We start from the raw sequence: 26,497 nt of genomic DNA, 5'->3' as shown, positions 1-26,497 counted from the left end.
CGACTCATCTTCCTTGTTAAAGGTCGAATGATATATCTTATGTTTCGGCATTTAGATATGAGGGAAGTGAGACTTTTAATCACTAGAAACGTTATTACAGGAAAAATGATAATGAAGATTACCCCTTTATCAATGATTATTGCACTTTCGTTTTCTTCAGGAGCTGCGCTGGCACAAAGCCCATCTTTTGCAGATTCAATGGAAGGAAGAATATGGACGAGCGGTGAAGTTGTCGATGGACAATATCGCGAGACGATGAGGTTGGTGTTCGCTGACAAGGCCAACCCTCAGTCTATTCGATTTACATTAGATCACACGTGTGGCTCTCTTTCAGGAACTATGAATGTTGCTGAGGACTCTCACGTAGTGAGTAGTGACCTCAGCATGGTCATTGATCGTCATAATGATAGAATTGCTGGCTCATGCAGTGACACTGATATGGAAAACCTGAATACCTTCAAAAAGGCAGATTTTGGTTTTGGAATCCGGACAATGAGAGCTAATTTACATTTGCAATCGAAAGAAACAGGTGGAGAAGTTCGGTTGCAAGACAATACAGATAGCCTGAAATCTGCTGAGGCGCAACGCTCAGTATACGATTCGTATTGGATACATGAAGACGGAAAGAATGTGAAGGTATCAGTAGAGCCCTACCTTAAACGCATTCAGCAATCGAGTTCAGATGATGTTGATTTTTATGGTTTTCAGCCATTGGTGGCGCATGAACATGGTTTGAGAATTACCAGATCAAGTAAAACCCACTCCGGACTCGTGGCTGAGACAAAAGCTCATGGTCAAAATCCGATAACTTGGGCTCCGTTTTTTACTGCGGAATCACCTCAAACTCGATTCGAATTTACCGATGTGTTTCAACATGGTTACACTCAAGGCACCATCGATTTCGGGTTCTTTGATTGGGCAGACCGAATCCATCTTCAATGGCCTGTTACTTTGATGCAAATGGCGACATTTGAGTATGATAATGAAGCCGGAAAGCTGTCCTTTTTACCTAAAGCACCAGAAAGTGCTGACCCAGTATCTACTGATGACGCTGAGTCAATTGAAGCTTTTGATAATTTTGATGAGTTAGGATTTTTTGATGAACCTGAGGTATCGCAACAACCCTTGACCTTTACCCGTTTGGTGAAAGAAGCCACGATTACTGATCTCAAAGACACAGAGTGGACAGGTAATATTGCGGGCGAACATGTAACCGCTAATTTCAAGTACTATTCATTAAACGATATCTATATGAGAGTAAACAATTCTGGAGAGATCGGAATTGTTAAATTTACCAAAACAAATCAAGAAACAATAGGCAAAGCGAGAGTGCTTTATGCCCCCGCGAATCAGGAGGCTTCAGCCTTGCTGAGCACGACACTACCTGAGTTAAAGTCAGTAGTAATGGAATACTCGGGCGACACCCGTAAACTGCATATGGTTACGGCGAGTGATATTGTTACGCTAACAGAGGACAAGCAGTTACCCATCGTATTTCCTCAGTAACACCATCAATACTGTATCAACTAAGCCCAGTTCTGTGTAACTGGGCTTTTTTATAATAAATGCTTACCCCATGCCCCGAGCTCTACATTGATGGATATTCTTATAAATAAAAATCCGAATAAGTAGGTGATTACTCACGTTTATTCACAGTGAATAGATGATGATATTGCTGCCTCTAGCGAAAACAATATAATCTCTTTTATTTCATGGAGATAACTCTAATGTTATCGAATCAGGTTGACTATTTGGTGAGCAAGCTAGATCTCAAACCTCATCCAGAAGGAGGGTATTTCAGTGAATCTTATCGCTCTAATGAAATTATAAAATGCCAACCCGAGAGGTTTATGGGTGAACATGTCTATACCACCTCGATATATTATCTTTTGCAGCAAGACAATGTGTCTATGTTTCACCGACTCAAACAAGATGAGCTTTGGCATCACTATGTAGGAAGTAGTGTCATAATACATATTTTTCACCCAGAAGAGGGGTATCAGAGACGAATTCTCGGCTGTACTTTTGAAGACGAGTTAGCTGATTATCAAGTCGTAGTTCCGCAAAACACATGGTTTGCTGCAGAGGTGAAAGATAAAACGCACTTTTCTCTGGTCGGGTGTACGACAGCACCTGGTTTTGACTTTTCTGACTGGGAGCTGGCCAATCCAGAAGAATTGACTCAGCAATATCCACAACATCGCAGTTTAATAGAAAGAATCATGATCACTCATGAGTGTTCCCTTGCGTAATAGAAAAAACCCGCACAATGGGCAGACTGTACGGGTAAATAAGGGCAACAATTTATATTTGATTTTGTTCGTTTGGAGGTTGTTGGCTAAATATCCATATCCTAACTGTTATAAAGTATTCGTGACTCTTTGGAATAACTTCGTACCAGTGTAACCAACGTTAACTAAAGTAACACTTCTGTTACTTTTGGTTAAATGATAAATATGAAATTATAAATTTCATTTGTGAAAGCAATATTTGGTAGACAGCTCTCTAAGCACAGTCTAATTTCCTGTCCTTACGTCAGTTTACCTAAAAACGCGTTTACAACTTTTTTTGAATAACCGAGAACAAGGGCGATGATTGGTAGTGGATTGGGTCTGGTTCGCCTTTTTCCTGCGCTTTCCAGTAATCCCAACCTACAGCCTTTGTTGCGCCTAGCTCATAATTCATGCCATCCCACTCATCTTCACGAAAGGAGTAAAATGCCCAGTGTAGGTTATTTTTGTCCAAAGCCTTGATGACATCATCCAAGTAAGTTGCGCAATTGTTGAGTTTTCTTACGCACCCAAATTCACCAGCCAACAGCCTGTTCATCGGGATTCCATGCGCCTTTGACCAGCTGACAGGGTTATGTAAATATTCGCTTACCTTATCTGCGTTCCACATTACTTTGGGCTTATTAGCAAACGGTACTTGCCCCGGATATTGATATGGTTTTTTTCTCCTGAGGTTATACGAGCTTGTTGCTTGGTAAGGTTCGTACATATGGAAACTGTATAAAACCTTGTCATCACTGAGCGCTTTATTCCAATAGGTAAAACTGTCTGCGGCAGCGTACCAGCCTGCATCAACCATAATAGGCGTGGCGGGATCGACCTTTCTTATTGCATCGATAACTTTTTCATAGAAGAGAGGTAAATCACGGCTCCCTCCTTGATTTATTTTGTACCAAGTCTGCATTTCTTGATGAGATGCATGTTCTTGTAATCCAGCATTTTTCTCTGGGGCAGGCTCGTTAACGATATTATAAGCGGCGATGTAAGGGTTATCTTTTAGCTTTAAAGCAAGATCGACCCAAAACTCTATCGCCTTATTCCAATTATTTTGGTGTTCGAATAAGCGACCATCATAGCGACGCCCATTATTTTGTGACCAGCGCATAAAAGGCAATGATAAAGGTGTAATAACGACTTTGAGTCCTGCTTTCCCTGCTTTGTTTACCTCGTTTATCAATACATTGAGATCTTGCGGGACTAAGCCCTGATAATCGTCGGCATTACCGATCAGGAAATCACGGTGGTCTGACTCCCATTTGTCATACGCAAGGCGAACCCAAGTCGCATTGTATGCTTTAAGGTCTGGATACAGTTTTTCGGTAGCTGGCATTCGATTGAACACATTGGCACCGTGTTGCGGGGTGTCCCAAAAACTTATCAAATCCGCCGCTGTAGCAGATTGAACCGAAAGGCAGCTTAGTGCTAGTGCCATAGACTTAATTACATTTTTTAACATACATAAACCATAGTGAGTGATAGGAACAAGCTCAATATTAGAGAGTTGGTCGCAGGATTTGTCCCCTATATGTCACCATTGGAATACAAGTTTATTGTTCTATAACGTAACCACCAGAAAACAACCGTTTCATGTTTGATTTTTTCTTTCCAAGGTTATTGGAGAAAAAGGTATAGATATTCTTTGTACGTATCCAACTTTAATGCCCTGCTGATATTCGTATACCGATACAGAAGCGCTTAGATGCTTTGCTTTTTGGTATGGGCTTACTGGTATTGGCGCAACCTCAGTATCAATAGGTATTTTACCGCCTAGCATAGCGTAAGTCGTATCAAACCATTGCCACGATGAGAGTGCTTGACTGCAGCTGTCAATTGATTTTTGGGGAAGAGTATGAACCGTATTTGCTGTGCTGTCATAGGTAATCCAGCTTTTATTGTTTGGCATTGTGATGAGCAGCAAGTAAGGCTTTTGATTTATATTTAATGTGTAGATACCAGCCATGGGTTTATTCAGCATTTCTTCTGTTTCAAATTCCTGATATTCAGTCTTTTTAGATAAACTGGTATGCAGGAGTATTTTAGAAGAGGGAGATATTAGTTCGACTATGCTGTCTTTTGTGGTACCTTCGGCTGATAATTTAATCTGAAATCCCTGTGATGATAGGCCCGAGCGCCGTATGAAGGTGACGCTGATCTGTGCTGGAAGAGACTCATCACGGTTAAAAAGCTCCTGACCACAAGATGTTTGTTTGAGGATCTCTTGCTTTGCTGGTAGCCAATATTGACTGTCAATACTGTTATTACTCATGGCTAAGATAAGTTCTTGCCATGCAAGTTGAGGTTGATTATTGACAAGTGCTTGATAGACAGGTTGAAGAGGTGTGTCAGCAAACCAGCTCGCTTGTGCACTATGGATTTGGCTAAAAGTAGAAAGCGCAATTAATAGGGTTTTTCTCATCATAATGCTTTATTAAGCCGATAGCCGACTCCACGGTGAGTTTCAATATTGAGCACAGGTAGTTTTTGCCTCAAGCGCAGAATATGATTATCTACTGTCCGAGTACTTGGGAATGCTTGATAGCCCCATACTTTGTTAAGTAATTCATCTCGATGGAATACTCGTCCTTGATTCTGGATAAGTAAGACCAATAGCTGAAATTCTTTTGGTTTGAGAGAAACGGCTTGATCCTCAAATATGGCTTGTCTTTTGGCGAGGTGTATTTCGATACTGGAATAATATATATAACTTTCACCCAAAGGCCTTAGCTGGCTTGCAATTCGTGCCAAAAGCTCTTGGTTTGAAAAAGGCTTAGTGACATAGTCTTTTGCACCCGTCATTAGTCCTTCTATTTTTTGCTGTGTTTCAACTTGAGCTGTGAGTATGATGACGGGTAGAGCTTTTAGCAATAACCAAGTAGGAAGATGTTTTAAGCTGTCCCCATCGCTGAGTTGCCTGTCAAGGATAACGAGATCGGCTTTATACCAGTATTTCTCTACCTTACTCGATTCTTGAGCCCATAAGCACTGGTATCCATTAGACTCGAAAAAAGCCATCAGACCTTGGCCAAGTAAGATGTCATCTTCAATTAAAAGTAATGTTTTCATAGTGGTAGGACCAAAATACAGCGAGTTGGGTGACGATAAATTTTTAGTTTACCACCCATCATAGTTATTAAATGCCTTACAATACTTAACCCCATTCCCATGTTGTCTGAATTTGATTTGTTCATAGTTCCGGTTATAAAGCGTGATATAACGCTAGGAAAGTCTCCTTGGTCTGATACCTCTATTTTAAGTTCGTTGGTCAAAGTGACTGCTACCAAAATGTCTCCTTTTCCATGTTGTTTGGCATTTCTCAATAAGTTATCAAGGCAAATTGAAAGCCAGTAAAAGGGTAACCTTAGCTCTCTATTCTGGTTAAGATGATAAGTCACGCTGTGTTTCTCGCACATATGATCTAGCCAGTCCCTGATATAGGCGCTTTGTTTTAACAATTGATGGGAGCTGTGTGTGCTTAAGTAGACTTTACTGTTTTCTGTGATTTGGGCCAATCTTTGGTGATCAGAGACTAGTCTCCATACCACTTGTTGAGTTTCTTCTGTTAACTGTTCAAATTGATCACGCAGCATTTCAACGGTCATCCCTAAGCTGGTAATCGGTGTACGAAGTTCATGAGTGAGTAGCTGCAAAATAAAGCGTTTCTCTCGGTTTTGTTGTCTTTTAAAATATACGCCTCTACCAAACATAAACAGCAATATGACTGAAATACTGACGATTATGAAACGTTGTAGCAACAGGTTATTGTTTTGCTGACTGATGCAGAGGTTACTATATCTAAGCTCACAACTTGGACCTGTAAATGTGATATTTAATTCATGGGCAATAGGGCGCCATGTACTGCTTGAAATGGCTTTCCAACCTTGTTCTGCACTTAACCATAATGTGTCGTTTTCCATCCAAGCTCGATATCCATTAAACAATGTTTCCCTTCCTTCAATGGAGAGGGTTGAGAGAGGCTTATGTAAGGGATGTCTAGGGTCATAAAGGGTTAAATATTGCAGTAGATTATCACTTGGCGTGAACTTTGACTTCGTAGACAGGTAACGCTCTAAAAAGCTGCCTCCAGCAGGATGTATAGGGTCATGTGTGAAGAACCATGTGTCATCGATAGGTTGGTTGTTACAAAGAGCAAGCTCAAACTCGGTTGCCGCTAACAGATGTGTTTGAACAGGGCTGTTAGTTTGACAAGTTTTTGAAACGTCGTATAAAAACTGAATATCTTCCCAAGTGTAACGCGCAAAATTAGGATAACGGGCGTTTGCTCTGAGCAGTTTTGGCGAAAAAAGATTGAATTGTTCAGCAGTGACTATCAATGAACCAGTTTGCCAATTACGTTGATAAAAAGATTGCCACTGCTCTTGTATATTTGCAGCTAAACAAACACAAGGAAACAAAACCGTGAACAAAATTTTCAGATGAAAAGCACGCATCCCTATACTCGATTGAGGAGAAGACACCAGATTTTATAGAATATAAACTAAAAATTGTAACTTATGTGTCAACAATGTTTTCTGGATTCTTTTAATACCAACGGAGCTAAGTTGTTGTGAGACACGTCATAATCGATCGTTAGGCACTAAAACAGCTACCGACATGGGTATCGGTAGCTGTGAAGAGCTTCAACACATACACGCCAAGCAATTTATGCATGGTGATTATTACTCAGTTGATTATTGATACTGGCTCTTAATTTTATCCAATTCACCAGATTGTGAGATTTGATCAAGGCCTTTTTGTAACTTATTGACGTACTCATCTGGTGTATCTGAACTCAGGCTGTAATAGAGCTGCCCTTCACTGAGAGTGTAAGCAACGTTAAATTTACTCGGATCAACGTTTGCAGCCTTCATTAGGTGAGTCGCTACGCTTTGTTCATAAGCCAACATGTCAATTCGACCTGCGGCAAGTTGTTTTATTAGCAGATCGGCACCCGGTGACACTTTCATTGCAGAAGCTGGAACGCCTGCTTTTTTCAAAAGCGCTTCTCCTACATCGTCTCTAACCACACCGATTTTGTATTTGCCGAGTTCTGATGGGTCGCTCACGGTGACATTTTTATTGGAAAAAACCACCACTTTTGTCGCGATAATCGGGCCTACCCATTTGAATTTTGGCTCTCTCTCTTCAGTTCGGGTTGTCGCGAAAAGTGCGACCTTTGGACCTTTTAGCGCAGCGTCATAACCCCGAGCCCAAGGCTGAAGTTTTATTTTACTGCGTGATACAGGTTCGCCTACGGCTTTAGTCGCTGCCTCTAAAACATCGATAGAAAGACCTTTTAATTCTTTGTTTTCATTGTAATTAAAAGGAGGGTATGACTCAGTGATATAGTTAAGATCATTCAGGTTATTTGCAAAGATTGATGCAGAAAAAAACATACAAATAAACAGCAAAACTCTCATGGTTGAACCTCATTAAATGGTTAGTACACAATGCAGTATAGTTGTTTTTTACAAAACCAAGTGCGGCGATTAGATATCTGAGGAAGATTTAAAACAATTGAGCGGTATTGTTTCAATGCTTACTCAGAGTGTGTTGGCCATTTGTTGCTACTTAAAAGATTAACAGCCTTATTTTGGAAAAAATATCTGTGGCTCCACCCTGATAATTTTCTCAAATCGAGCTAACTTACCCCAGACTCCGACTTGGTTGTTTAATTGATACCTAATTTTAGAATAAGAAAAGTAGGAGAGTGATGTGTAACAGGAGTCAATTACGTGTTGGTAAGGTCCTTATTTACAGAAGAGTATTTTTCCCAAAATAACAACCACTTAAATGTTTAACTATGATAGAAAGAATAAGGTAGGCCCTTAAATCAGCATGTGTTATTACTGTTACTGATACAGTATTCACCACTAATTTAGGCTAATTACAAAGACTTGGTTCATAATTATAGAGTTTTTGACATAAATAGGTCTGAGAGTGGGACGTTGGAGAATTTGGCTGGTAGTTTATGCTCCAGCACTAGCATGGGCAGGTTTGTCACTTCTTGAGTCTACTTGGTGGGTAGAGAATATTGTTTCCTATCCAGGATTATTTTTGGTGATTTACTCCCTACTTACGCTGTTAATGATGTTAGGTCAAAGGTGGGCACCAAGTGCAATATGTATTGTTTTGGCTGGTGCATTTGGATTAATGTCTCCCAAGCCACACGAGCACTTGGTTGGGCAATGTACAAATTCCGTTTCTATTATTCAGTACAATCTTTACTACGAAAATCCAAGCGTCAATTCTTTCATTAACTATTTGTTGACTAAGCCTGCTGATTTGGTGGTGATGCAAGAAGTTGCTCCGGAAGTTGGGGAAAAATTGAAGTTATTAGATGATATTTATCCTTATTCTTATGGAGGGCAGGAAGGTGTAGGCTATCCTTCGAGTCAAATGATTCTTAGTGTGTCACCGCTAAAAAATATGTCAGTGTTCAAGACACCCGATGCTCAGAGCATCATTCGCGGTACTTGGCACCCTAATCGCCAGGTTCCCATTTCTCTCATCGTTGCCCACCCTCCTTCACCTAGGACCGAGGAGTTATGGTATCGGCGTAATGCTCTGATAAAAACCATTGAATCCCTGCTTTCAGTATATCCAAGTGATGAAGCTCTCGTGGTTGGCGATTTCAACTTGTCGGCGACAAGCTTACGGTTTGCGAAGATGTTTCCAACTTTTCAGAAAGCGCCAGTGGCGAGTTGGCCGAATTGGATAGCATCATTTCGGGCACCGACGGCTTCCATGATAGCTATAGACCACCTATGGTTGCAGTCGGTTAATGCTGGAAGAAAAATATGTCAACGATACAGTTTATCTATGCCAACCGGGTCTGACCACTTACTGGTGAAGACTGAGGTTGGCTATTGACATGCCCATCCATGGTTTGCGTGGTTTACTATGGTTATTCTGAGAGTTGGCTTTTGAAAAAACTCAACTGCTAAAGCCGTGTAATATTCAAAAGCCATCAATCGATATTTGTTACTCTGCAACACCACCTTGCGTGAGTTTACTTGGATCAAGTAAGCGCTCGAGCGTCGCTCTGTCGAGTTCGGTTTCTTGCTCCGCAACATCAATGATTGCTTGTCCATTCTTATATGCTTTCTTAGCGATCTCTGCTGCTTTTAGGTAGCCTATCACTGGGTTTAATGCGGTCACAAGGATAGGGTTTTTTGCCAAAGCAACTTGTAAATTGTCCTCACGCACAGTGAAAGAAGAAATGGCTTTGTCTGCCAATGCTAAAGCGCCGTTAGCAAGTAACTGTATACTCTCTAATACATTATGTGCAATGACAGGCAGCATTACATTTAGTTGAAAATTGCCGGACTGACCCGCGATGGTAATAGTTGAGTCATTACCTATTACCTGCGCTGCTGACATTGCGACGGCTTCTGGGATCACGGGGTTTACCTTACCGGGCATAATGGAAGATCCTGGCTGAAGGCCTTGAAGTTCGATCTCACCTAAACCCGCTAGTGGGCCTGAATTCATCCAGCGAAGATCATTGGAAATTTTCATCATCGATACTGCAGCGGTTTTAAGTTGCCCTGAAAGTGCGACTATCGCGTCTTGACTGCTGAGGTTGTAAAAAAAGTTTTCACTGGATGTGAAATGTAATCGAGTGGCTTGTGATAGGTTATCGGCGAATGCAGACGCAAACCTTGGGTCAGCGTTAATTCCTGTACCAACAGCGGTACCACCTTGCGCGAGAGCTTTTACATTAACAAGGCTTTGCTCAATACCCACCTTTGCTTGCTCAAGTTGGTATTGCCAGCCCCCAAGCTCTTGATTAAAAGTGACCGGCATTGCGTCCATTAGGTGAGTTCGGCCGGTTTTTGTGAGATGCCCGATTTCATTACGCTTGCTTTTTAAAACGGAAATGAGGTGATTTAACGCTGGCATAAGCTGATTTTCAACAGACAGTGTGCAGCTGAGTTGAATGGCGGTGGGGATGACATCATTACTGCTTTGTCCCATATTAACATGATCGTTTGGATTCACGTCCCCGCCAAGTGCTTTACTTGCTAGAGTTGCAATCACCTCATTAGCGTTCATGTTGGAACTGGTTCCTGAACCAGTTTGAAATACATCAATAGGAAACTGATCGTGATACTGACCATCAATGATATGTTGAGCAGCGTCTGCAACTGCATTGGCAATATCGCCCTCCATTAAGCCAAGTTGTGCGTTAGTCAGAGCCGCAGACTGTTTGATATAGGCTAATGACTGGATAAAAGTGCTTGGCATGGTGTGATTACTGAAATGAAAATTGTCCACAGCTCGCTGTGTTTGTGCTTGATAAAGTGCATCAGCGGGTACTTTGACTTCACCCATACTGTCTTGTTCGACGCGATATTCTGTTTGAGAAGGAGTTTGTGTCATGAGAGATCCTATAAATTTAGTCAAGCGGCATGCGAATACGCTGCAAGTTTTGTTGTAGTTGTAGAAACTTTTTATCGCCGTTTTCCAATTGATGGTAATAACGTTTTAAACATAGAAGAGGAGTATGGATTGCATCTAGGCAAACTCGACGGAAGATTTTGCCCCTGCATGGATCTTGAATAGCATCAATCAGGTTGAAATAGACTTGGCGCAGATAAAATTCACAGAGCAAAGCATTTTCGTATTCAGTATCTCGCTCATACAAGGATGATAAAGCCATTGCTGAATGTATATACTCATGAACGATATCGGGCTCAAACCCATATGGGGTGTAGCTATCTAAAAATCTGTCTTGAGCTTTAAAGAATGCATTGTAAAGCGGTGTTTGGGAATCCATACTGACCTCGATTTTATTGTAATGATAATTATTATCGTTTTGGTGGTTGTAATCAACCTTGTTTGTTATATCTATACCATAAGAGTGTGACTGAGCGCATTTAACCAATACATAACTCTCTAATAAATCATGACTTACTATACAGTTTGAGTACTAGTTATAGACGTTATTATTGGTATCTAGGTTTGTTTCGAGTCATTGAAAAATCGAATTTTTGCCATGATTTATGGTAAGAGGGGGGATTAACCGCTTTGGAATACTATCAAGGCCAATCGGTTAGATTAACTATGAATAGGTTAAACTATAAGATAGCTTAAAGCAGTGGATTGATGTGTTAGAAGTTCGCTTCTTAAGCAAAGATTTGTATGAGTATTAGTAAATGATTGAGGTAAGGCTTTGCTTACGAATAAAAAACTGACATTGGCGACAGCTAATCTTTATAATTTTATTAAGCCACCTGGTGCGTTTTATGACTTTGAGAATATTTATACAGCGCAAGAGTGGGAAAACAAATGCCACTGGACAATGGAGTCCATCAAAGCCTTAGATGCCGATATTATCGCCGTTCAAGAAGTGTTTAGTATAGACTGTGTCAGAGACATCTTGTTTAAGCTGGGGTTTAACTACTTTGTGAGTGTTGATGAGGCGCACGTTGAAAGTGAATACATCTATAGTCATCCAGTCGTTGCTTTGGCTTCAAAATACCCAATCACACAATATAATGCCGTGACTGTTCCACGTAGCCTGCTTGAAGGGTATGGTATTCGAGACTTGGCATTTAGCCGCCAGCCAGTTTGTGCAGTTATTGATGTTCCAAGTATTGGAGAGGTAGCGGTGTACGTTTGTCATCTAAAATCACAGCGAGAAACACAGGCAAAACCAGACGCAGAAACTCATGCTATTTTGGGGCAATGGCTCTCGGGGCAACAGCGTGGTTGGGAGGCTTTGATGATTAGAATTGCTATGGAACAGGCCTATAGTAAAAAGCCTATGCCAACAGTGCTTATGGGAGATCTAAATCAGTCCATAAATAGTGAGATGGTGGGTTTACTGACTAAACCAATAGAACATGAAAGCCACCATTTAATATTACAAGACAGCTGGGACATTATCAATCCTGACCTTCCTAGTGCTGCTCGCCCAGCCACACACTATCATTTCTCTACTGGTAAGGTACTGGATTACATACTGCTTTCTCAAGAATTTCACACAAGTTCACACTGTTCCATGGCCGATCTCATCCAATATCGAACTCTAGATTCACACCTTATTAGCCCTTGTTTTGAGAAAGACAATCAAGCCAGTGACCACGCATTTGTTTCAGTTACTGCACAGTTTGTGTTGTGAGGATACTTTAAAGTTTTGTAGGCAGAAGAAATCGTATCCCCTGCCTTTATAGTACTTAGTTAGTGAATTCAGTCTCCAATTCTTGCTCTGCTAATGCGAGCATCTCAAACTCTTCTTCTGCGGTTGAAGCAACAAGATTGTGCCTGCTATAAAGCAAGTAATAAGCTATGCCAATGATATATAGGCCTAGTGTCATGAAAAAAGCTGGCGGGGAAAAGGCATAGACACCCGTCATCGCGATCAAAGATAAAAACAGAGCAATACTTGGTGTCACTACGCCTCCTGGGGTTTTATATGGCCGTACAAGATTTGGCTGCTTGTAACGCAGGAGTATATGACTTAATGACATGAGGGCATACGATACTGTGGCGCCGACTACGGCCATCGCGAGGATAAGATCGCCTTCACCTGACAGTGAGACGGCAAGTCCCAAAATACCCGGAAGTACTAATGCTTGTGCAGGCACTTTGTTTTTATTGGTCAAGGATAAGCCTTTGGGGAGGTAACCTGCTCTAGATAGGGCAAAGACTAAGCGGCTATAACCGTAGATAATAGAGAAGAAAGAAGCGATTAGTCCAGCAAGGCCCAGTAAGTTGACTAAGGTGGCAATAGATGAATACCCACTTATATTAAGCGCATCGACTAAAGGAACTGGACTGTCACCTATCACTTTGGCACCGACGGCACCGGCAAGTAAAAACACAACGAGTGTTGCTGTAAAAAGCAAAAACACCATAGCGCCTATGATTCCCTTGGGAACATCCTTTGCTGGATTCTTAGCCTCTTCGGCAGCAAGCGGTACTCCTTCAACTGCCAAAAATAGCCACATTGCAAATGGAAGTGCGGCCCAGACTCCGTACCACCCCATAGGTAACAATCGTGTTGCTTCATAAGTTGTTGGTGGAATGTCAAAAAGATTGTTGATGTCAAATTGTCCAATCAGAACGGTTGCGGTCAGTAAAATTGCAATAACAGCAAGTGCGCTGATAACCATCATGACTTTGAGAGCTTGGCCAATACCAGACAGGTGAATAGCAATGAAGATAGAGTAGAAACAAGCGTAGACAATGGGGCCATCGATACCAATCAGTTCGTTGACTGCGGAGCCGATAAAAATCACTATTGCTGCTGGTGCTAATGCATATTCAATTAATACGGAGAGCCCGGTTATATACCCGCCAAGTGGCCCCATGGCTTGTCGTGCAAAACTATAGCCACCACCTGCTGTTGGTATTGCCGCTGACATTTCAGCGAGGGACAAGACAAGTGTGAAATACATCAAAGCCATAGCTAAGGCAGCGATCAAGAAGCCTACCCAGCCAGCCTGAGCAATGCCAAAGTTCCAACCGGCAAAGTCGCCGGAAATAACATATGAAACGCCTAAACCTGCAAGTAAGATCCATCCTGCAGACCCTCGTTTAAGCTGCCTCTTGGCAAGATAATTCTGACGTTCATCAGACATGATAATTCCCTCTATCATTGTTTTTTGGGTGAAGTTAAAAAGTTGGTTGATGAATGGTTTTCGAGTACTTGACCGTTATCAGAAACGCTTCGGTCTTTTAAATCGACACCTGATATTTGTCGTTTGAGCGACTCTTTTAGCAGGTAATAGGCCTTCTGGCAGGCTTCTTCATATCCAAGGCCTTCAGGCCTTATGTTTGAGATACAGTTACGGCTTGAGTCTTTTTTTCCTCTTACGGGTTGCCAAGTAATATAAAGGCCCATGCTGTCGGGAGAAGTTAAACCGGGGCGCTCACCAATAAGAATTAAGGTGATTTTTGCCTTAAAACACTGCCCAACATCGTCTCCACACGCAACTCGGCCTTGGTTAACAATAGTTATTGGTGCGGCACTCCAATGGTGTTCAGCGTCTTTATAAAGAAGGGAAATTAATCGATCAATCACAGGCGCTGCATGGTTTTGTATTGCGATAGATGAGAGGCCGTCAGCGATTACAATTGATAAGTCGTAGTTAGCTTTATTCGTGTCGTGGTAGTTTTGGATTTTTTCCCATGACTCTTCATCGAGTTGGCGACCTAGGTCGGGCCGCTGCAAATACATGAATCGATTAGAAACCTTGCTGCTTACGACCATGGGTAAATCAGGTGTATGCTGCTTAATATTTTCTTGTTTGCTAAGTTGTTTAACCAAGTCTTCTATATTTAGTGCTCTATGTACGGCGTCTTTTGCTCGTGCGTGATCAAGTTGAAATGCAAGCATTTCGTGAGTTGGTATGCTAGTTCCTGCTCGGCCCAGTGCAATCCTAGCAGAAGTAAATTGGCGCAAAGATTGCCAAGGGTTGTCTGTGACTTGTGGTGAAATTTTACCTTTTGGGATAGGGTTATTAGCCATTGGTCTTATCCTTACTTAACGTAGGAATTGAGGCGGAAAAAGGCTTTGCTATACCTTGGGTTAAAACAAGGTTATCTATGTCATCAAAAATGTGCATCTTGATGAGCCACTGCTCGAATTCAGGGGAGGGCTTTAGGCCAAGAACTTTCCTCGCGTATAATGCATCATGAAAAGACGTTGTTTGGTAGTTAAGCATGATGTCGTCAGAGCCGGGTATTCCCATGATAAAAGAGCAACCCGCGACACCAAGCAATGTCAGAAGGTTATCCATATCGTTTTGATCAGCGTAGGCATGATTGGTATAGCAAACATCGCATCCCATCGGAAGGCCGAGCATCTTGGCACAAAAGTGATCCTCTAGACCAGCACGTATAATCTGTTTTCCATCGAATAAGTATTCGGGGCCAATAAAGCCGACAACGGTATTCACCAAAAGAGGATCAAAATGCCTTGCAACGGCGTATGCTCTCGCTTCACAAGTTTGCTGGTCCACACCAAAGTAGGCATTAGCGGATAAAGCTGTCCCTTGACCTGTTTCAAAATACATACAGTTACTGCCTACTGTGCCACGGTTTAGAGAAAGGGCAGCTTCATGGGCTTCCTTAAGGATGCCAAGGTTAATTCCAAATGCTTGATTGGTGCCTTCAGTTCCACCAACAGACTGGAATACAAGATCAACTGGTGCGCCTTTTTCTATTGCTTCTATAGTGTTTGTCACATGGGTAAGCACACATGATTGAGTCGGTATTTTATAGTATTGAATCACTTCATCTAGCATTCCAAGCAATTTGATGGTCTGTGGAACATTATCTGTTGCTGGATTGATGCCTATTACAGCGTCACCATTGCCATACATCAAGCCATCAAAAATAGTGGCAGCTATACCATTTAGAGAGTCTGTTGGATGGTTGGGCTGTAATCGAGTTGACAGTCTGCCGGGTAAACCTATAGTGTTGCGAAAGGCTGTTTTTACATGGCATTTTCGAGAAATAGCTATAAGATCTTGATTGCGCATTATTTTACTAACTGCAGCGACCATTTCTGGTGTTAACCCGAGACGGATTTTATAGAGTGTTTCACTATCGGCTTTTTCGCTTAGTAACCAGTTACGAAAATCTCCCACTGTCAAATGAGAGATGGGGTCAAAGGCTTCCATGTCATGAGTATCAATAATGAGGCGTGTTACCTCATCGTCTTCATAGGGGATGACAGTTTGCTGTAGAAATGCTTTGAGTGGTAATTCTGCTAGTGTCATTTGCGCAGCAACACGCTCTGTTTCTGAGTCAGCGCTCACACCCGCCAAAGCATCCCCTGACCGTTCTGGAGTCGCTTTAGCCATTAAATCGGCTAACGAACGGAATTGGTATGTCTGGTCTCCTTGCTGCCAGCGATACCTTGATGTCATGATTTTCTCCTGTTTGCTCTTCGCTCCAGCCTTCATTGCTTGGCGAGAGTAGTGTAATTAATTTATTAAACCTTCGAATATTTAATAACCTGTCAAAAAACGCTCAAAATAAATTCATTAATATCAGCAGGTTATGTATTTTCTTAGCTGGTCAGAATAGAAAAGTAGTGGCATAAAAAATGAGATAAGTCTCTTACTTTGCTAATTTCATTGGCATTACATTCTATTTGTCACGAGAAGTGTATGATTGGATTGCTTTAGTTGGGCTTGTTAGGGTTAACTTATGACCTCATTCCTATTTTATGGCCGATAGGCTGTCGACAATATTACTACACCACTTTCTGGGTGTTTAGATATCTATTCCAGTGAGAGAAACGAAAAGCACCTTTATCATAATTTATGTTTTTTCTTGAAAATAAGTCGCTATTTTGAAACAAAGCTTATTTTCTGGTGATGATTTTTTGGGGAGAAAGTTCCATAGTTTGATATGCGTAATGTATTTATGTGCGCATAGCAATACTACTTGGTATATGTTCCTGATATCATAAATAAAATGAACGGAATTATGTTTGCCCAAGTTTTAATCAGGTTGTCATATGAAAAGCAATAGTGAGCAATTGGCTATATTAAGAGATAATATTCAGTTTGGATTACATCAAGGGAAAGAAACGAAAGCATCATTAAGTAGAAAAACGGGTATTACTCGCTCTACAATATATAAAATCTTGGATGGTAAAGTTGAACGTGTGCAAGCAGCTACAGTAGAAAAAATTGCAGATTTTTTTGGAACTACTTGCTACATCATTCAGAATGAATCTCTTGAATCGCATTATATTGGCTCACCTCTAACGTCTATCGATGGAAATAAAAACCCTATCGCCGTTCCTATTTTGACAGAACATGAGTTTGTACTGAAAGGTGATCACTATATTAGTGAAATGGTGACGGATTATCCATTGACTTACCATTTCTCTCAAAGCAAGAATGTTGTAGCTATACAAATCAGCACCTCATTGTCTCAATATTATACGAGAGGAAACTTACTTATCGTTGATCGCTCAAATCGTCATGTTGAACAGTCGAATAAGCTGATTGTTCGTAATGGCTATTTATGTGCGTTAGCTTCTGATGAACCATTAGAGCGCAATGATTACTTTTTTGGCAGCATTCTTGAGGAGCGCTACTGTGTTTAACAATAAGTACAAGTTAATCGGTTTTAGTGAAACCCCTAGTATGACTGCAAGCATTATGATAAAAGGAACGGGTAAAGTTGTTGATATACCGCCCGCAGAACTTTTAAAAAGCGATGTTGCGGATGATCTTAATCGTAATGAATTAGTTGAGGTGTGTAAGAAAGCGTACTCAAAATCTAGTTTTGAAGGTGCCTACGAATTAGAAGATCGCCATGAAAATTATTGGATGAGTTATTCATTTTTAGTCCTTTGTCTCTGTTCGCTTTTTACTCTGTCAAACCTCACAGGTATTAAGCCGATAGAAATTTTCAATACGGGTCTAGTTGTACCGATAGCGATTTTTCTTTATCCGATATCATTCATTTTTGTTGATATTTTGAACGAGTTTTATGGCCTGAGATTAGCAAGAAGGGCGATTATTAAATCGACAACGGTCAATGCTGTCATACTGGCATTTATTTATTTATCGACGCTTGTTCCCAGCATCGAGCCCTGGAAAGTGATGGATGAGCAATACTTAACATTGGTTGCTAGTATGATGTCCGTATTTGTTGCTTCACTTAGCTCATACTTTATTTCTGAAAATGTTAACGCTTACATTTTGAACAAAATTAAGCGGATAACAAATTCTCGCTGGTTAGCCATTCGAGTTATTACCAGTACGAGCATCGCTTCAGTGGTAGATAGTGCTTTGTTTATTGGCATTGCCTTTTATAATGTGATACCTAATGATGTGTTATTGGTTATGTTCTATAGCCAAGTATCCATCAAGGTTCTTTATGCGTTAGTTAGTGTTGGGCCAATTTATTATGCCAGAAAGCTGTTTTCTCGGTTAATCAATGTCAAGGAGTCATAATCAATGGCAATCTATAATAAGAATCTGGGTAAAAAGACAGAGTATGTTTCTCAATATAAACCAGAACTGCTCGATCCAATTCCGAGAGCAAGAGGGCGGGCCGAGATCAAAGAGCGTATACAAGCTACTCATACTGGCTTCGATTTATGGACAGCTTTTGAGATCTCTTGGCTCAATAATAAAGGGAAACCAGTGGTTGCAATCGGCGAATTCGTGATTCCCCACACCTCGGATAACTTGATTGAGTCTAAGTCTTTTAAATTGTACCTAAACAGCTATAACCAAACCCGATTCGATTCCCAAGATCTTGTTATGCAGCAAATGAAACAAGACCTTAGTGAAGCCGCTGGAGCCGAAGTATTAGTATCATTTGTTGCTGTTGATGAACCTCAACAAACGTCAGTCGATAAAAACGTACATTGTATTGATGGTTTGGATATTACAGTAGACTCATTTGATTATAATGAGGACTCCTTGATAGGGTCCACAGAAGATCAATATGTTACAGAGTCTTTGTGCTCTCACCTTCTCAAGTCTAACTGCTTGGTCACTAACCAACCTGATTGGGGAAGTGTTTATATCCGTTATACAGGAGCCAAAATCGATCATGAAGCCTTGTTACGGTATCTAATATCATTCCGTGAACACAATGAATTTCATGAGCAATGTGTAGAGCGCATCTACTCCGATATTAAACGCTGCTGCAAGCCGGAAAAACTGACCGTTTTCGCAAGGTATACAAGGCGGGGCGGTCTTGATATCAATCCTTACCGAAGCGATTTTGAAAGTGAGATCTGTTCAGCAAGAAACCCAAGACAATAAACTGATTAATATAGTTTTATTTTCTTTACATGGAAGTCAATCCTATTGACTTCCACAACACTACGGAGTGAAGTATCGCTGTCACCGCATGCATTACTCTATCTAAAGTAACTCAGAAATAAAAGCGAAAGATCAGACTGGAGGACAGGCTTAAACCAGCTCTTTTTTCGTTTATGTCTGATGTTGCCTATACTTAACACAGGACAAACTGGGCAAACCTGTCGTGAGGCGGGGACGCAAAGTGACAGCACAGCTTAAGCTGTGGGCTGCATTGCATTAGCTTTAGGGGAACCTGACTATGCTTACACTACCCACTTCATTAACTAACCAATTCAAACAGTGCATCCTAACGACTCGTATCTTGAAGAAAGAGTCCGTGCCATTCCATCAATTAATTAATGGTCTAAACGGTTATTCAGGCCTTCTCGCGATGACTAACGAACATCTTTTATGTTGCTGTGACAAAGCGACACTGAATGAGTTCCGTGAAACGGGTGTTCTATTTAGCGGACATTTGTTCAAGCTCAATGAGCTTGACGCTCTTACTATTACCGAAGCTCCAGTGTTTGCTAATGCTACTAAAAGTATCAAATAGGGTATTTTATGAACGTCCTACCGCTTTTAAACTTTTAGCTTCTTTGAGCTGAATTAGGGTGGTAGATAAGGTGTGACGAAATAGAGTATATATTCTGAATATTTTGAGGTAAATTTTGAATACATCACATAACCATTTGATTTTTATGGATTAAAATCTGAAAATTGATGAAATTATGTGATGCTATTCGGCATGATTTGGACTAGTCCAACAGAGTGGCCGATACGTCAATAAAGAAGCAATAAGAAAAACTTCACATGTATTCATGTCACAAGACTGCATCAAACGTTTATATTGGAGGAGTCTAATTCAGCTAGGAAAAATAAATATGATAACAATAGAGCGCAATGAGTCCCTGTTTCAGAACATGGTAAGCCACACAGATAAAGATGACTCGACAGTCGGTGTGACTATATTCATGGGTGAGAAAATTTTAACCGGAGAACTCATATCTGAACGCCGATACTTTGAGCTAGTTAATGAACACCTACATGATAGTACAGAAAATCTTGCTTTTGATTGCCAACTGGCTTTGAATTCAAGTAATTCCGGTGACAGCCAGTACTTCCATCTAAAGAATGCAATTTACATTGATTCAAACGGGCGTTCTATGCCTGCGGAGGGATGCCTTCTTAGAGGAAGAGTGTCGGGTGTTCAGGCTGTATCTATTGGTTCTTGGTTGTTGCCCAAGGGACAATAGAAATATTGGTGTCATTGAGTCTAAGAGTTGTCTCATTACTAAATTCAAGCAGTCGTGATCTTTTTGGTGCTCAGAGCCAATAAAAACTATTATAAAAACCGACTATTGAATGTGATATTCTCAATCCCAAGAAACTACCTTAATTTAGGGCTTAAACCTGTGTGACTAATGGAAGTTCGATGGTTTGAGTAATAAATTGAAATAGGCAAGTAGCCTTCAAAAAGAAGGCTACTTAAGTGTATAGAAGCTGTCTATAGCAGATCAGGAATCACTTAGATTTTCTTTGTTGTTCCTTGCGCGCAATTTTCTCTTGTCTACGCTTCATTATGATTTGATCAGCATCCCCACCAACGTGCGATTCACCACGCGTATTGGCTAACTGAACTTGTTTTTCACGCTCACGGAATCGTGCTTTTTGTTCGTCTGTATGTTTATCGACACATTTAGGGCAGCTTACCCCTTTTTCATAGGATGGTGACTCCATATCATGCTGAGTTATGGGTAGACGACACGCATTGCACATTTCGTAACCGCTTTTTTCTAACTCATGATTGACAGCAACACGGCCATCAAAAACGTAGCAATCACCTTGCCACATACTTTCCTCAGCTGGGACCTCTTCTAAGTACTTTAGAATGCCCCCTTCGAGATGATAAACCTCTTCAAACCCTTGTTCTTTCATATAGGCCGTCGATTTTTCACAGCGAATGCCTCCTGTACAGAACATGGCGACCTTTTTGTGTTTTGATGGATCCATATTGGCTGCAACATAATCGGGGAATTCACGGAAAGTCTCGGTGTTAGGATTAACCGCATTTTCAAACGTACCAATTTCTATTTCGTAGTTATTACGAGTGTCGACAACAAAGACTTCTGGATCTGATATTAACTCATTCCATTCAGTGGGTTTGACATAAGTCCCGACTACATGGCGAGGATCTATACCTTCAACACCAAGGGTGACAATTTCTTTCTTCAACTTGACTTTGGTACGATGAAAAGGCTGATGCTGGTCGTAAGATTCTTTGTAGACGATATCAGCCAGACGTGAGTCTCGCTTAAACCAAGCCAAAAGCGCATCAATACCGTCTCGATCTGAAGCGACTGTGCCATTAATCCCCTCGTTGGCAAGTAATAAGGTGCCTCTGACCTGATGCTTTTCCATCAGCAGCTTTAGCGGTTGTTGGAGGTCTTTGTAATCTTCCAAGCGCACAAACTTATACAGTGCGCATACTACGTAGTTGGTCATGGTTTTCCCCATTTAGCGAGCTGGATCGTAAGTCCAGAGCCGTTGTTTAAATTCAATGAAGTATATCGAAGTGTTTGGTAAATAAATACGTATATTTATTAAGGGAAAAGAGGGCTTGGGATAGAAAGGCAACCTGCCATACATTCCATATGACAGGTTTACAAAAACTATGGTATCAGATTCAATACTTTATCAATGTCTTGAGCAGAGTGCCGTTCTGGAACTTGTTCCCAGCTTTCTCCCCAAGTACGGTTCACAATACGTCCTCGTTGAACTGCAGGACGACTCTCAATCTTTTCAGCCCAGCGCTTAAGGTATTTGTAGCTACCCACATCCAAGAATTTAGCAGCGTCGTATAGTTTGCCTAGTACAAGGTTCCCGTACCAAGGCCAAATTGCAATGTCGGCTATGCTGTAGCTATCGCCAGCAATAAAATCATGCTTTGCAAGCTGTTTATCCAATACGTCGAGTTGGCGTTTCGCTTCCATAGAAAAGCGATTGATGGGATATTCGAATTTTTCTGGTGCATAGGAGTAGAAGTGTCCAAAGCCCCCCCCAAGATAAGGCGCAGAGCCTTGAAGCCAAAACAGCCAGTTCATTACTTGAGTTTTTGCTTCGATTTGTTTGGGCAGAAAATGGTCAAACTTATCGGCGAGATAGAGAAGAATATTTCCAGATTCGAAAACATTGATCTGGCTTTCATTTGAGCCATCAATCAGTGCGGGGATTTTTGAGTTAGGGTTAATGTCAACAAAGCCTGAGCCAAACTGATCTCCCTCACCAATTCTTATTAAATGTGCATCATACTCAGCGTCTTTTATGCCAATTGCGAGCAATTCTTCTAGCATAATCGTTACTTTTTGACCGTTTGGTGTTCCCATCGAATACAATTGCAGTGGGTGCTTACCTTTAGGTAAGGTTTGTTGATGGCGGGAACCAGAATCAGGACGGTTTATACTTGACCATTGGCCGCCATCGCTATTTTCCATTTTCCATACGGCAGGTGGTACATATTTATCAGTCATTGTCATTCCTTGTGTAATATGATTATGCCAGTAATAGAAGAAGTTGGGGCTAATGGTATGAATCCAAGCCCTCAGTGGAAATTTGTTATATCTATGAGTTATTGGTCTAAATATTTTGGGTATAAAGAATCTTATCTTCGTCCGCTTATCTATTTGACTCTAGATAATCCATGACATCTAGTAGTGATGGAAAAACATTATGTCCGAATGATCTAACTTCATCACAAGGCTCGACCAGATCAGGGATTTGAAAGGTCGTCATCTGGGCTGAGATGGCACTGCGAACACCATTATTGGAGTCTTCAAATGCCAGACAATCTTGACTTTTAACTCCCAATCTTTCAGCGGCTAGCAGGTATATTTCTGGATCTGGTTTTCCTTTCGAGACCTCACAGCCACAAGTCAAACAATTGAAGAACTTGTCTAAGCCCGACAATTTAAGCTTGATTTCAGCTACATCCCGCTGCGTGGAGGTTGCAACAGAAGTTGGGATACCATTTTCTGTTAGCCAAGCCAGTAGCTCCACAACCCCTTTTTTAATTGGTATGGGTTGATGTTTGACTATCGCATCATAGTTGCGTCGCCATTCGTTATGGAGTCTATCTAGATCATCTCCGTAAGCTTGGCGAAGAATTTTTTCTATACCTACTGAATTTCTTCCGATAATAGATAGATAAATATCTTCATAAAAAGGTAGGTTGACCGTTGAGCATGCCTGTTTAAAAACATGCATACTTACTTTTTCGGTGTCGAGTAATAATCCATCCATATCAAAGATGGCCGCTTGGAATTTCATTGATAAATCTTAATCAATTCGTTTGATGGTTGGTATTTTTACATACTACACAATATGAGTAAATTCATCGTTGATAATGTGCATTATTTGAAACATCGAACTTTAGTGAGCTTCTTTTGGGCAAGGGCAGAATTGATCGCGTTTACGTCATGCAGGGCTGATTAGAATGGAGCGTGCTGTTAGGCCGTATTTTTCCACTTAACATGGTGTATGGTTTTATGTTGGTTCTGTAGATATCAAGGTGGATAGTGTTGTTTTTATTGGTTTGGGTTTGCGTTGAATAATGTTGCTACTCAACGCACCTTTTGTATGCTCGGTTAGTAAAAAATAAACAACTCTTGTGTGTCAAACAGCCTAAAAAACTCGAATCCTTTCATCTTCAACTCTCCTTAATTAGCCAACTATGATTGACAGACTTCTAATGTGAATTAAGTTTCTTAATGAGTGCTACTTAACTAACCCTAGCCTATATTTGTGAAGCTGTCATAAAGTCAGGCCATTTAATCATAAATACCCATGATCATAGAGATGACCATGGGTAGTATTTTCTTTACTGATTAAGATCGAAACGGTCGGCATTCATGACTTTTGTCCAAGCTTTAACAAAGTCGTGAACAAACTTATCTTTGTTATCATCTTGTGCGTACACCTCAGCATAGGCTCTTAATATTGAATTGGAGCCAAATACTAGATCGACTCTGGTTGCTGCCCATTTCTCATTACCACTGTTGCGGTCGACAATTGAATATGAATTGCGACCAGTTGGCACCCATGAGTAGCGCATATCAGTTAAGTTAATGAAAAAGTCATTACTCAACACGCCAACCTTATCAGTAAACACGCCATATTGTGTGTTTGAATGGTTTGTTCCTAGTACGCGCATCCCTCCGATTAGCACCGTCATTTCAGGAGCCGTTAATCCCAATAACTGAGCGTGATTTAACATTAGCTCTTCAGGTCCCACAGCATAGTGCTGTTTTTGCCAGTTACGAAATCCGTCTGCAATAGGCTCTAAAACACTAAAGGACTCGACATCAGTCTGTGCTAGCGTTGCATCGCCGCGACCGGGGGAAAAGGGTACAGTGATGTTTACACCGGCAGCTTTGGCCGCTTGCTCAATACCCACATTTCCGGCTAATACAATCGCATCGGCAACACTCATTTTGAATTCACTTGCGATAGTTTCTAGTACGCTTAGTACGTTAGCTAACCTCTCTGGCTCGTTGCCTTGCCATTGATTTAGAGGAGCAAGGCGTATGCGAGCGCCATTTGCTCCACCGCGTTTATCGGAATTGCGGAAAGTACGCGCACTATCCCAAGCAGTGGCCACCATGTCGCCGATGCTTAGGCCGCTATTGGCAAGCTTGGCTTTTACTGCAGCTACATCGTAGTTTGTACTGCCTTTCGGTACAGGGTCTTGCCAGAGCAAATCTTCACTAGGGACATCTGGGCCAAAATAACGCGACTTGGGCCCCATATCACGGTGAGTAAGCTTAAACCAGGCCCTTGCGAAGGTCTCTGAGAAGTAGGCTTGATCCTTGTGGAAACGTTCTGAGATCTTATGGTACTCAGGGTCAATTCTTAGAGCCATATCTGCATCGGTCATGATTGGATTGACACGCATATTTGGGTCTTCCACATCAACAGGCTTATCTTCGTCGTCCATATCAGAAGGTTCCCACTGCCATGCGCCTGCGGGGCTCTTTTTTAAATCCCAGTCATATTCAAGCAGAAGACGGAAGTAGCCGTTGTCCCACTGAGTTGGGTGTGTTGTCCATGCGCCTTCAAGGCCACTTGTCATGGTATCTCGACCAATGCCTCTAGAATTATGATTATTCCAGCCTAAGCCTTGCTCTTCTATATCTGCTCTTTCAGGCTCTGGCCCGATATTTGATTCACTACCATTACCATGCGCTTTACCCACGGTATGGCCTCCTGCTGTAAGCGCTACAGTTTCTTCATCATTCATACCCATACGCTCGAATGTCGTTCGCATGTCTTGCGCTGTTTTCAGTGGGTCGGGCTTTCCATCAACACCTTCAGGGTTGACATAGATAAGCCCCATCATCACGGCCGCGAGTGGATTTTCCAAATCTCGCTTACCTGAGTAGCGGCTGTTTTCTGAACCGCTGGGCGCAAGCCATTCTTGCTCTGCTCCCCAATATATGTCCTTTTCAGGATGCCAGATATCTTCACGACCAAAAGCAAAGCCAAAGGTTTTGAGTCCCATCGACTCGTACGCCATATTGCCCGCCAAGATCATAAGATCTGCCCAACTTATTTTGTTACCGTATTTTTGTTTGATTGGCCAGAGCAGGCGACGAGCCTTGTCTAAGTTTGCATTATCTGGCCAAGAATTAAGAGGAGCAAAACGCAGATTACCAGTGTCGGCTCCGCCTCTACCATCACCTATCCGATATGTCCCTGCGGAGTGCCATGCCATTCTAATCATCAGGCCACCATAGTGTCCCCAATCCGCTGGCCACCAGTCTTGGCTGTCTGTCATGAGCGCTTTTAAATCATTTTTGAGGGATTGGACATCGAGTGTTTTAAGCTGCTCCCGATAATTAAAATCCTTTCCTAATGGATTCGATTTTTGATCGTGTTGGTGAAGAATATCCAGATTCAGGGTTTTTGGCCACCAGGCTACGTTAGATGCGTCGGAAGAGGTTGCGCCGCCGTGCATCACAGGGCATTGACCGCCGGATTTCGAGTGTTTATGTTCCATGACTTACTCCTTTGTGTCATGTCTTCTACTAGGCCATTTGGTATGGCTCAGACATTAAAAAATAAACGTTTATTCAGTCTTTCGATAATTTCGTACCTAGCATTGAGCATAGTTGGCATGTCGGTGTATAGAAAACAGTTTATGACTATATTATCGATAGATGGTGTCTATCTTTTGTACAGTGGGTTTGGCATGACGATTTTGCTTACATGAGACCCGTTAGAGTTGGCGTTGTTTGTCCTCTTTTAATCACATCCGTAAATATACTTAAAAAAATCGGGCGATATTCTCTGAAAATATTACTATTAACATTAGGGAAACATAAAATACCGTCCATTGATGGGCAGTGACCCTTGTTA

At 41.4% G+C, this 26,497-nt stretch carries 23 protein-coding genes and 1 riboswitch; of the genes, 9 read left to right on the top strand and 14 right to left on the bottom strand.

The window, feature by feature from the left end; translation table 11 throughout:
• Window positions 1–111: 111 nt before the first annotated feature.
• Both MHN79_RS06805 and MHN79_RS06800 read left to right on the top strand, forming a co-directional pair.
• Window positions 112–1,506, top strand: a complete 1,395-nt coding sequence (locus MHN79_RS06805) for a hypothetical protein (RefSeq protein ID WP_239172243.1) — start codon at window positions 112–114, stop codon at window positions 1,504–1,506.
• Between the two features lie 221 nt (window positions 1,507–1,727).
• Window positions 1,728–2,252, top strand: a complete 525-nt coding sequence (locus MHN79_RS06800) for a cupin domain-containing protein (protein ID WP_239172242.1) — start codon at window positions 1,728–1,730, stop codon at window positions 2,250–2,252.
• 304 nt (window positions 2,253–2,556) lie between these two features.
• Here MHN79_RS06800 and MHN79_RS06795 read toward each other — a convergent pair whose 3' ends face one another.
• The 5 genes from MHN79_RS06795 to MHN79_RS06775 all read right to left on the bottom strand — a co-directional run bounded on the left by MHN79_RS06795 (window position 2,557) and on the right by MHN79_RS06775 (window position 7,708).
• Entirely contained in the window at window positions 2,557–3,747 is a 1,191-nt protein-coding gene (locus tag MHN79_RS06795) for a cellulase family glycosylhydrolase (RefSeq protein WP_239172241.1), read from the bottom strand.
• A gap of 129 nt (window positions 3,748–3,876) precedes the next feature.
• On the bottom strand, window positions 3,877–4,710 hold the full coding sequence (locus MHN79_RS06790) for a DUF2861 family protein (protein WP_239172240.1): 834 nt from the start codon (window positions 4,708–4,710) through the stop codon (window positions 3,877–3,879).
• A complete protein-coding gene (locus tag MHN79_RS06785; RefSeq protein ID WP_239172239.1) occupies window positions 4,707–5,354 on the bottom strand; it encodes a response regulator transcription factor in 648 nt (215 codons plus the stop codon). The genes MHN79_RS06790 and MHN79_RS06785 overlap by 4 nt, the downstream gene beginning before the upstream one ends.
• Entirely contained in the window at window positions 5,351–6,739 is a 1,389-nt protein-coding gene (locus MHN79_RS06780; protein WP_239172238.1) for a DUF3404 domain-containing protein, read from the bottom strand. The genes MHN79_RS06785 and MHN79_RS06780 overlap by 4 nt, the downstream gene beginning before the upstream one ends.
• 240 nt (window positions 6,740–6,979) lie before the next feature.
• Window positions 6,980–7,708: a transporter substrate-binding domain-containing protein gene (locus MHN79_RS06775; protein ID WP_239172237.1), complete on the bottom strand. Its 729-nt coding sequence runs from the start codon at window positions 7,706–7,708 to the stop codon at window positions 6,980–6,982.
• A gap of 520 nt (window positions 7,709–8,228) precedes the next feature.
• Here MHN79_RS06775 and MHN79_RS06770 point away from each other — a divergent pair.
• Window positions 8,229–9,161, top strand: coding sequence for an endonuclease/exonuclease/phosphatase family protein (locus MHN79_RS06770; protein ID WP_239172236.1), 933 nt, complete (start codon window positions 8,229–8,231; stop codon window positions 9,159–9,161).
• A gap of 111 nt (window positions 9,162–9,272) precedes the next feature.
• On the opposite strand, the gene MHN79_RS06765 is transcribed toward MHN79_RS06770, so the two are convergent.
• Together MHN79_RS06765 and MHN79_RS06760 are read right to left on the bottom strand one after the other, a co-directional pair.
• Window positions 9,273–10,673, bottom strand: a complete 1,401-nt coding sequence (locus MHN79_RS06765; protein ID WP_239172235.1) for a class II fumarate hydratase — start codon at window positions 10,671–10,673, stop codon at window positions 9,273–9,275.
• Between the two features lie 16 nt (window positions 10,674–10,689).
• The gene (locus tag MHN79_RS06760; protein WP_239172234.1) at window positions 10,690–11,070 is read right to left on the bottom strand and encodes a hypothetical protein; all 381 of its coding nucleotides are present in this window, start codon (window positions 11,068–11,070) and stop codon (window positions 10,690–10,692) included.
• Window positions 11,071–11,466: 396 nt separating this feature from the next.
• Between MHN79_RS06760 and MHN79_RS06755 the strand changes: the two genes are divergently transcribed.
• Entirely contained in the window at window positions 11,467–12,417 is a 951-nt protein-coding gene (locus MHN79_RS06755; RefSeq protein WP_239172233.1) for an endonuclease/exonuclease/phosphatase family protein, read from the top strand.
• 55 nt (window positions 12,418–12,472) lie between these two features.
• On the opposite strand, the gene eat is transcribed toward MHN79_RS06755, so the two are convergent.
• From eat to MHN79_RS06740, 3 genes are read right to left on the bottom strand one after another with little or no spacing between them, the layout of a single operon-like run.
• Window positions 12,473–13,879 carry an ethanolamine permease gene (gene eat, locus MHN79_RS06750; RefSeq protein WP_239172232.1) on the bottom strand — a complete coding sequence of 469 codons (1,407 nt, stop codon included), beginning with the start codon at window positions 13,877–13,879 and terminating at the stop codon, window positions 12,473–12,475.
• Between the two features lie 14 nt (window positions 13,880–13,893).
• On the bottom strand, window positions 13,894–14,769 hold the full coding sequence (gene eutC, locus MHN79_RS06745) for an ethanolamine ammonia-lyase subunit EutC (protein ID WP_239172231.1): 876 nt from the start codon (window positions 14,767–14,769) through the stop codon (window positions 13,894–13,896).
• Window positions 14,762–16,174, bottom strand: coding sequence for an ethanolamine ammonia-lyase subunit EutB (locus tag MHN79_RS06740; RefSeq protein ID WP_239172230.1), 1,413 nt, complete (start codon window positions 16,172–16,174; stop codon window positions 14,762–14,764). Before MHN79_RS06740 ends, eutC begins: the two co-directional genes overlap by 8 nt.
• A 596-nt stretch (window positions 16,175–16,770) precedes the next feature.
• On the opposite strand from MHN79_RS06740, the gene MHN79_RS06735 reads away from it, so the two are divergent.
• The 5 genes from MHN79_RS06735 (at window position 16,771) to MHN79_RS06715 (ending at window position 20,340) form a co-directional block, all read left to right on the top strand.
• Window positions 16,771–17,367 (top strand): helix-turn-helix domain-containing protein, encoded by a 597-nt coding sequence (locus MHN79_RS06735; RefSeq protein ID WP_239172229.1) that lies wholly within the window; start codon window positions 16,771–16,773, stop codon window positions 17,365–17,367.
• Window positions 17,360–18,223: a queuosine precursor transporter gene (locus tag MHN79_RS06730; RefSeq protein ID WP_160930674.1), complete on the top strand. Its 864-nt coding sequence runs from the start codon at window positions 17,360–17,362 to the stop codon at window positions 18,221–18,223. Before MHN79_RS06735 ends, MHN79_RS06730 begins: the two co-directional genes overlap by 8 nt.
• Window positions 18,224–18,226: 3 nt before the next feature.
• Window positions 18,227–19,045: an NADPH-dependent 7-cyano-7-deazaguanine reductase QueF gene (gene queF, locus MHN79_RS06725; RefSeq protein ID WP_239172228.1), complete on the top strand. Its 819-nt coding sequence runs from the start codon at window positions 18,227–18,229 to the stop codon at window positions 19,043–19,045.
• A gap of 201 nt (window positions 19,046–19,246) precedes the next feature.
• Window positions 19,247–19,324, top strand: a riboswitch (cyclic di-GMP riboswitch).
• Window positions 19,325–19,343: 19 nt separating this feature from the next.
• Window positions 19,344–19,640, top strand: coding sequence for a hypothetical protein (locus MHN79_RS06720; RefSeq protein WP_114786035.1), 297 nt, complete (start codon window positions 19,344–19,346; stop codon window positions 19,638–19,640).
• Between the two features lie 328 nt (window positions 19,641–19,968).
• A complete protein-coding gene (locus tag MHN79_RS06715; protein ID WP_160930678.1) occupies window positions 19,969–20,340 on the top strand; it encodes a hypothetical protein in 372 nt (123 codons plus the stop codon).
• A gap of 268 nt (window positions 20,341–20,608) precedes the next feature.
• Here the strand turns inward: MHN79_RS06715 and MHN79_RS06710 are convergent, their stop codons facing one another.
• The 4 genes from MHN79_RS06710 to katG form a co-directional block, all read right to left on the bottom strand.
• Window positions 20,609–21,589 (bottom strand): rhodanese-related sulfurtransferase, encoded by a 981-nt coding sequence (locus MHN79_RS06710; protein WP_160930680.1) that lies wholly within the window; start codon window positions 21,587–21,589, stop codon window positions 20,609–20,611.
• Window positions 21,590–21,756: 167 nt separating this feature from the next.
• A complete protein-coding gene (gene yghU / locus MHN79_RS06705; protein WP_239172227.1) occupies window positions 21,757–22,614 on the bottom strand; it encodes a glutathione-dependent disulfide-bond oxidoreductase in 858 nt (285 codons plus the stop codon).
• Window positions 22,615–22,759: 145 nt separating this feature from the next.
• Window positions 22,760–23,410 (bottom strand): HAD family phosphatase, encoded by a 651-nt coding sequence (locus MHN79_RS06700; protein ID WP_239172226.1) that lies wholly within the window; start codon window positions 23,408–23,410, stop codon window positions 22,760–22,762.
• A 550-nt stretch (window positions 23,411–23,960) separates the two neighbouring features.
• Complete coding sequence (gene katG / locus MHN79_RS06695) at window positions 23,961–26,138, bottom strand: catalase/peroxidase HPI (RefSeq protein ID WP_239172225.1); 2,178 nt, start codon at window positions 26,136–26,138, stop codon at window positions 23,961–23,963.
• Window positions 26,139–26,497: the final 359 nt, after the last annotated feature.

It is taken from the genome of Vibrio sp. Of14-4, from assembly GCF_022347625.1.
Classification (GTDB): domain Bacteria; phylum Pseudomonadota; class Gammaproteobacteria; order Enterobacterales; family Vibrionaceae; genus Vibrio; species Vibrio pristinus.
The sequence above is the reverse complement of the archived record's forward strand: the minus strand, read 5'-3'. Positions and strand labels throughout refer to the sequence as shown.

Coding starts and splice junctions, on each gene's coding strand:
- MHN79_RS06805 (WP_239172243.1), top strand. CDS start 112: ATGAAGATTACCCCTTTATCAATGATTATTGCACTTTCGTTTTCTTCA.
- MHN79_RS06800 (WP_239172242.1), top strand. CDS start 1,728: ATGTTATCGAATCAGGTTGACTATTTGGTGAGCAAGCTAGATCTCAAA.
- MHN79_RS06795 (WP_239172241.1), bottom strand. CDS start 3,747: ATGTTAAAAAATGTAATTAAGTCTATGGCACTAGCACTAAGCTGCCTT.
- MHN79_RS06790 (WP_239172240.1), bottom strand. CDS start 4,710: ATGATGAGAAAAACCCTATTAATTGCGCTTTCTACTTTTAGCCAAATC.
- MHN79_RS06785 (WP_239172239.1), bottom strand. CDS start 5,354: ATGAAAACATTACTTTTAATTGAAGATGACATCTTACTTGGCCAAGGT.
- MHN79_RS06780 (WP_239172238.1), bottom strand. CDS start 6,739: ATGCGTGCTTTTCATCTGAAAATTTTGTTCACGGTTTTGTTTCCTTGT.
- MHN79_RS06775 (WP_239172237.1), bottom strand. CDS start 7,708: ATGAGAGTTTTGCTGTTTATTTGTATGTTTTTTTCTGCATCAATCTTT.
- MHN79_RS06765 (WP_239172235.1), bottom strand. CDS start 10,673: ATGACACAAACTCCTTCTCAAACAGAATATCGCGTCGAACAAGACAGT.
- MHN79_RS06760 (WP_239172234.1), bottom strand. CDS start 11,070: ATGGATTCCCAAACACCGCTTTACAATGCATTCTTTAAAGCTCAAGAC.
- eat (WP_239172232.1), bottom strand. CDS start 13,879: ATGTCTGATGAACGTCAGAATTATCTTGCCAAGAGGCAGCTTAAACGA.
- eutC (WP_239172231.1), bottom strand. CDS start 14,769: ATGGCTAATAACCCTATCCCAAAAGGTAAAATTTCACCACAAGTCACA.
- MHN79_RS06740 (WP_239172230.1), bottom strand. CDS start 16,174: ATGACATCAAGGTATCGCTGGCAGCAAGGAGACCAGACATACCAATTC.
- MHN79_RS06735 (WP_239172229.1), top strand. CDS start 16,771: ATGAAAAGCAATAGTGAGCAATTGGCTATATTAAGAGATAATATTCAG.
- queF (WP_239172228.1), top strand. CDS start 18,227: ATGGCAATCTATAATAAGAATCTGGGTAAAAAGACAGAGTATGTTTCT.
- MHN79_RS06720 (WP_114786035.1), top strand. CDS start 19,344: ATGCTTACACTACCCACTTCATTAACTAACCAATTCAAACAGTGCATC.
- MHN79_RS06715 (WP_160930678.1), top strand. CDS start 19,969: ATGATAACAATAGAGCGCAATGAGTCCCTGTTTCAGAACATGGTAAGC.
- MHN79_RS06710 (WP_160930680.1), bottom strand. CDS start 21,589: ATGACCAACTACGTAGTATGCGCACTGTATAAGTTTGTGCGCTTGGAA.
- yghU (WP_239172227.1), bottom strand. CDS start 22,614: ATGACTGATAAATATGTACCACCTGCCGTATGGAAAATGGAAAATAGC.
- MHN79_RS06700 (WP_239172226.1), bottom strand. CDS start 23,410: ATGAAATTCCAAGCGGCCATCTTTGATATGGATGGATTATTACTCGAC.
- katG (WP_239172225.1), bottom strand. CDS start 26,138: ATGGAACATAAACACTCGAAATCCGGCGGTCAATGCCCTGTGATGCAC.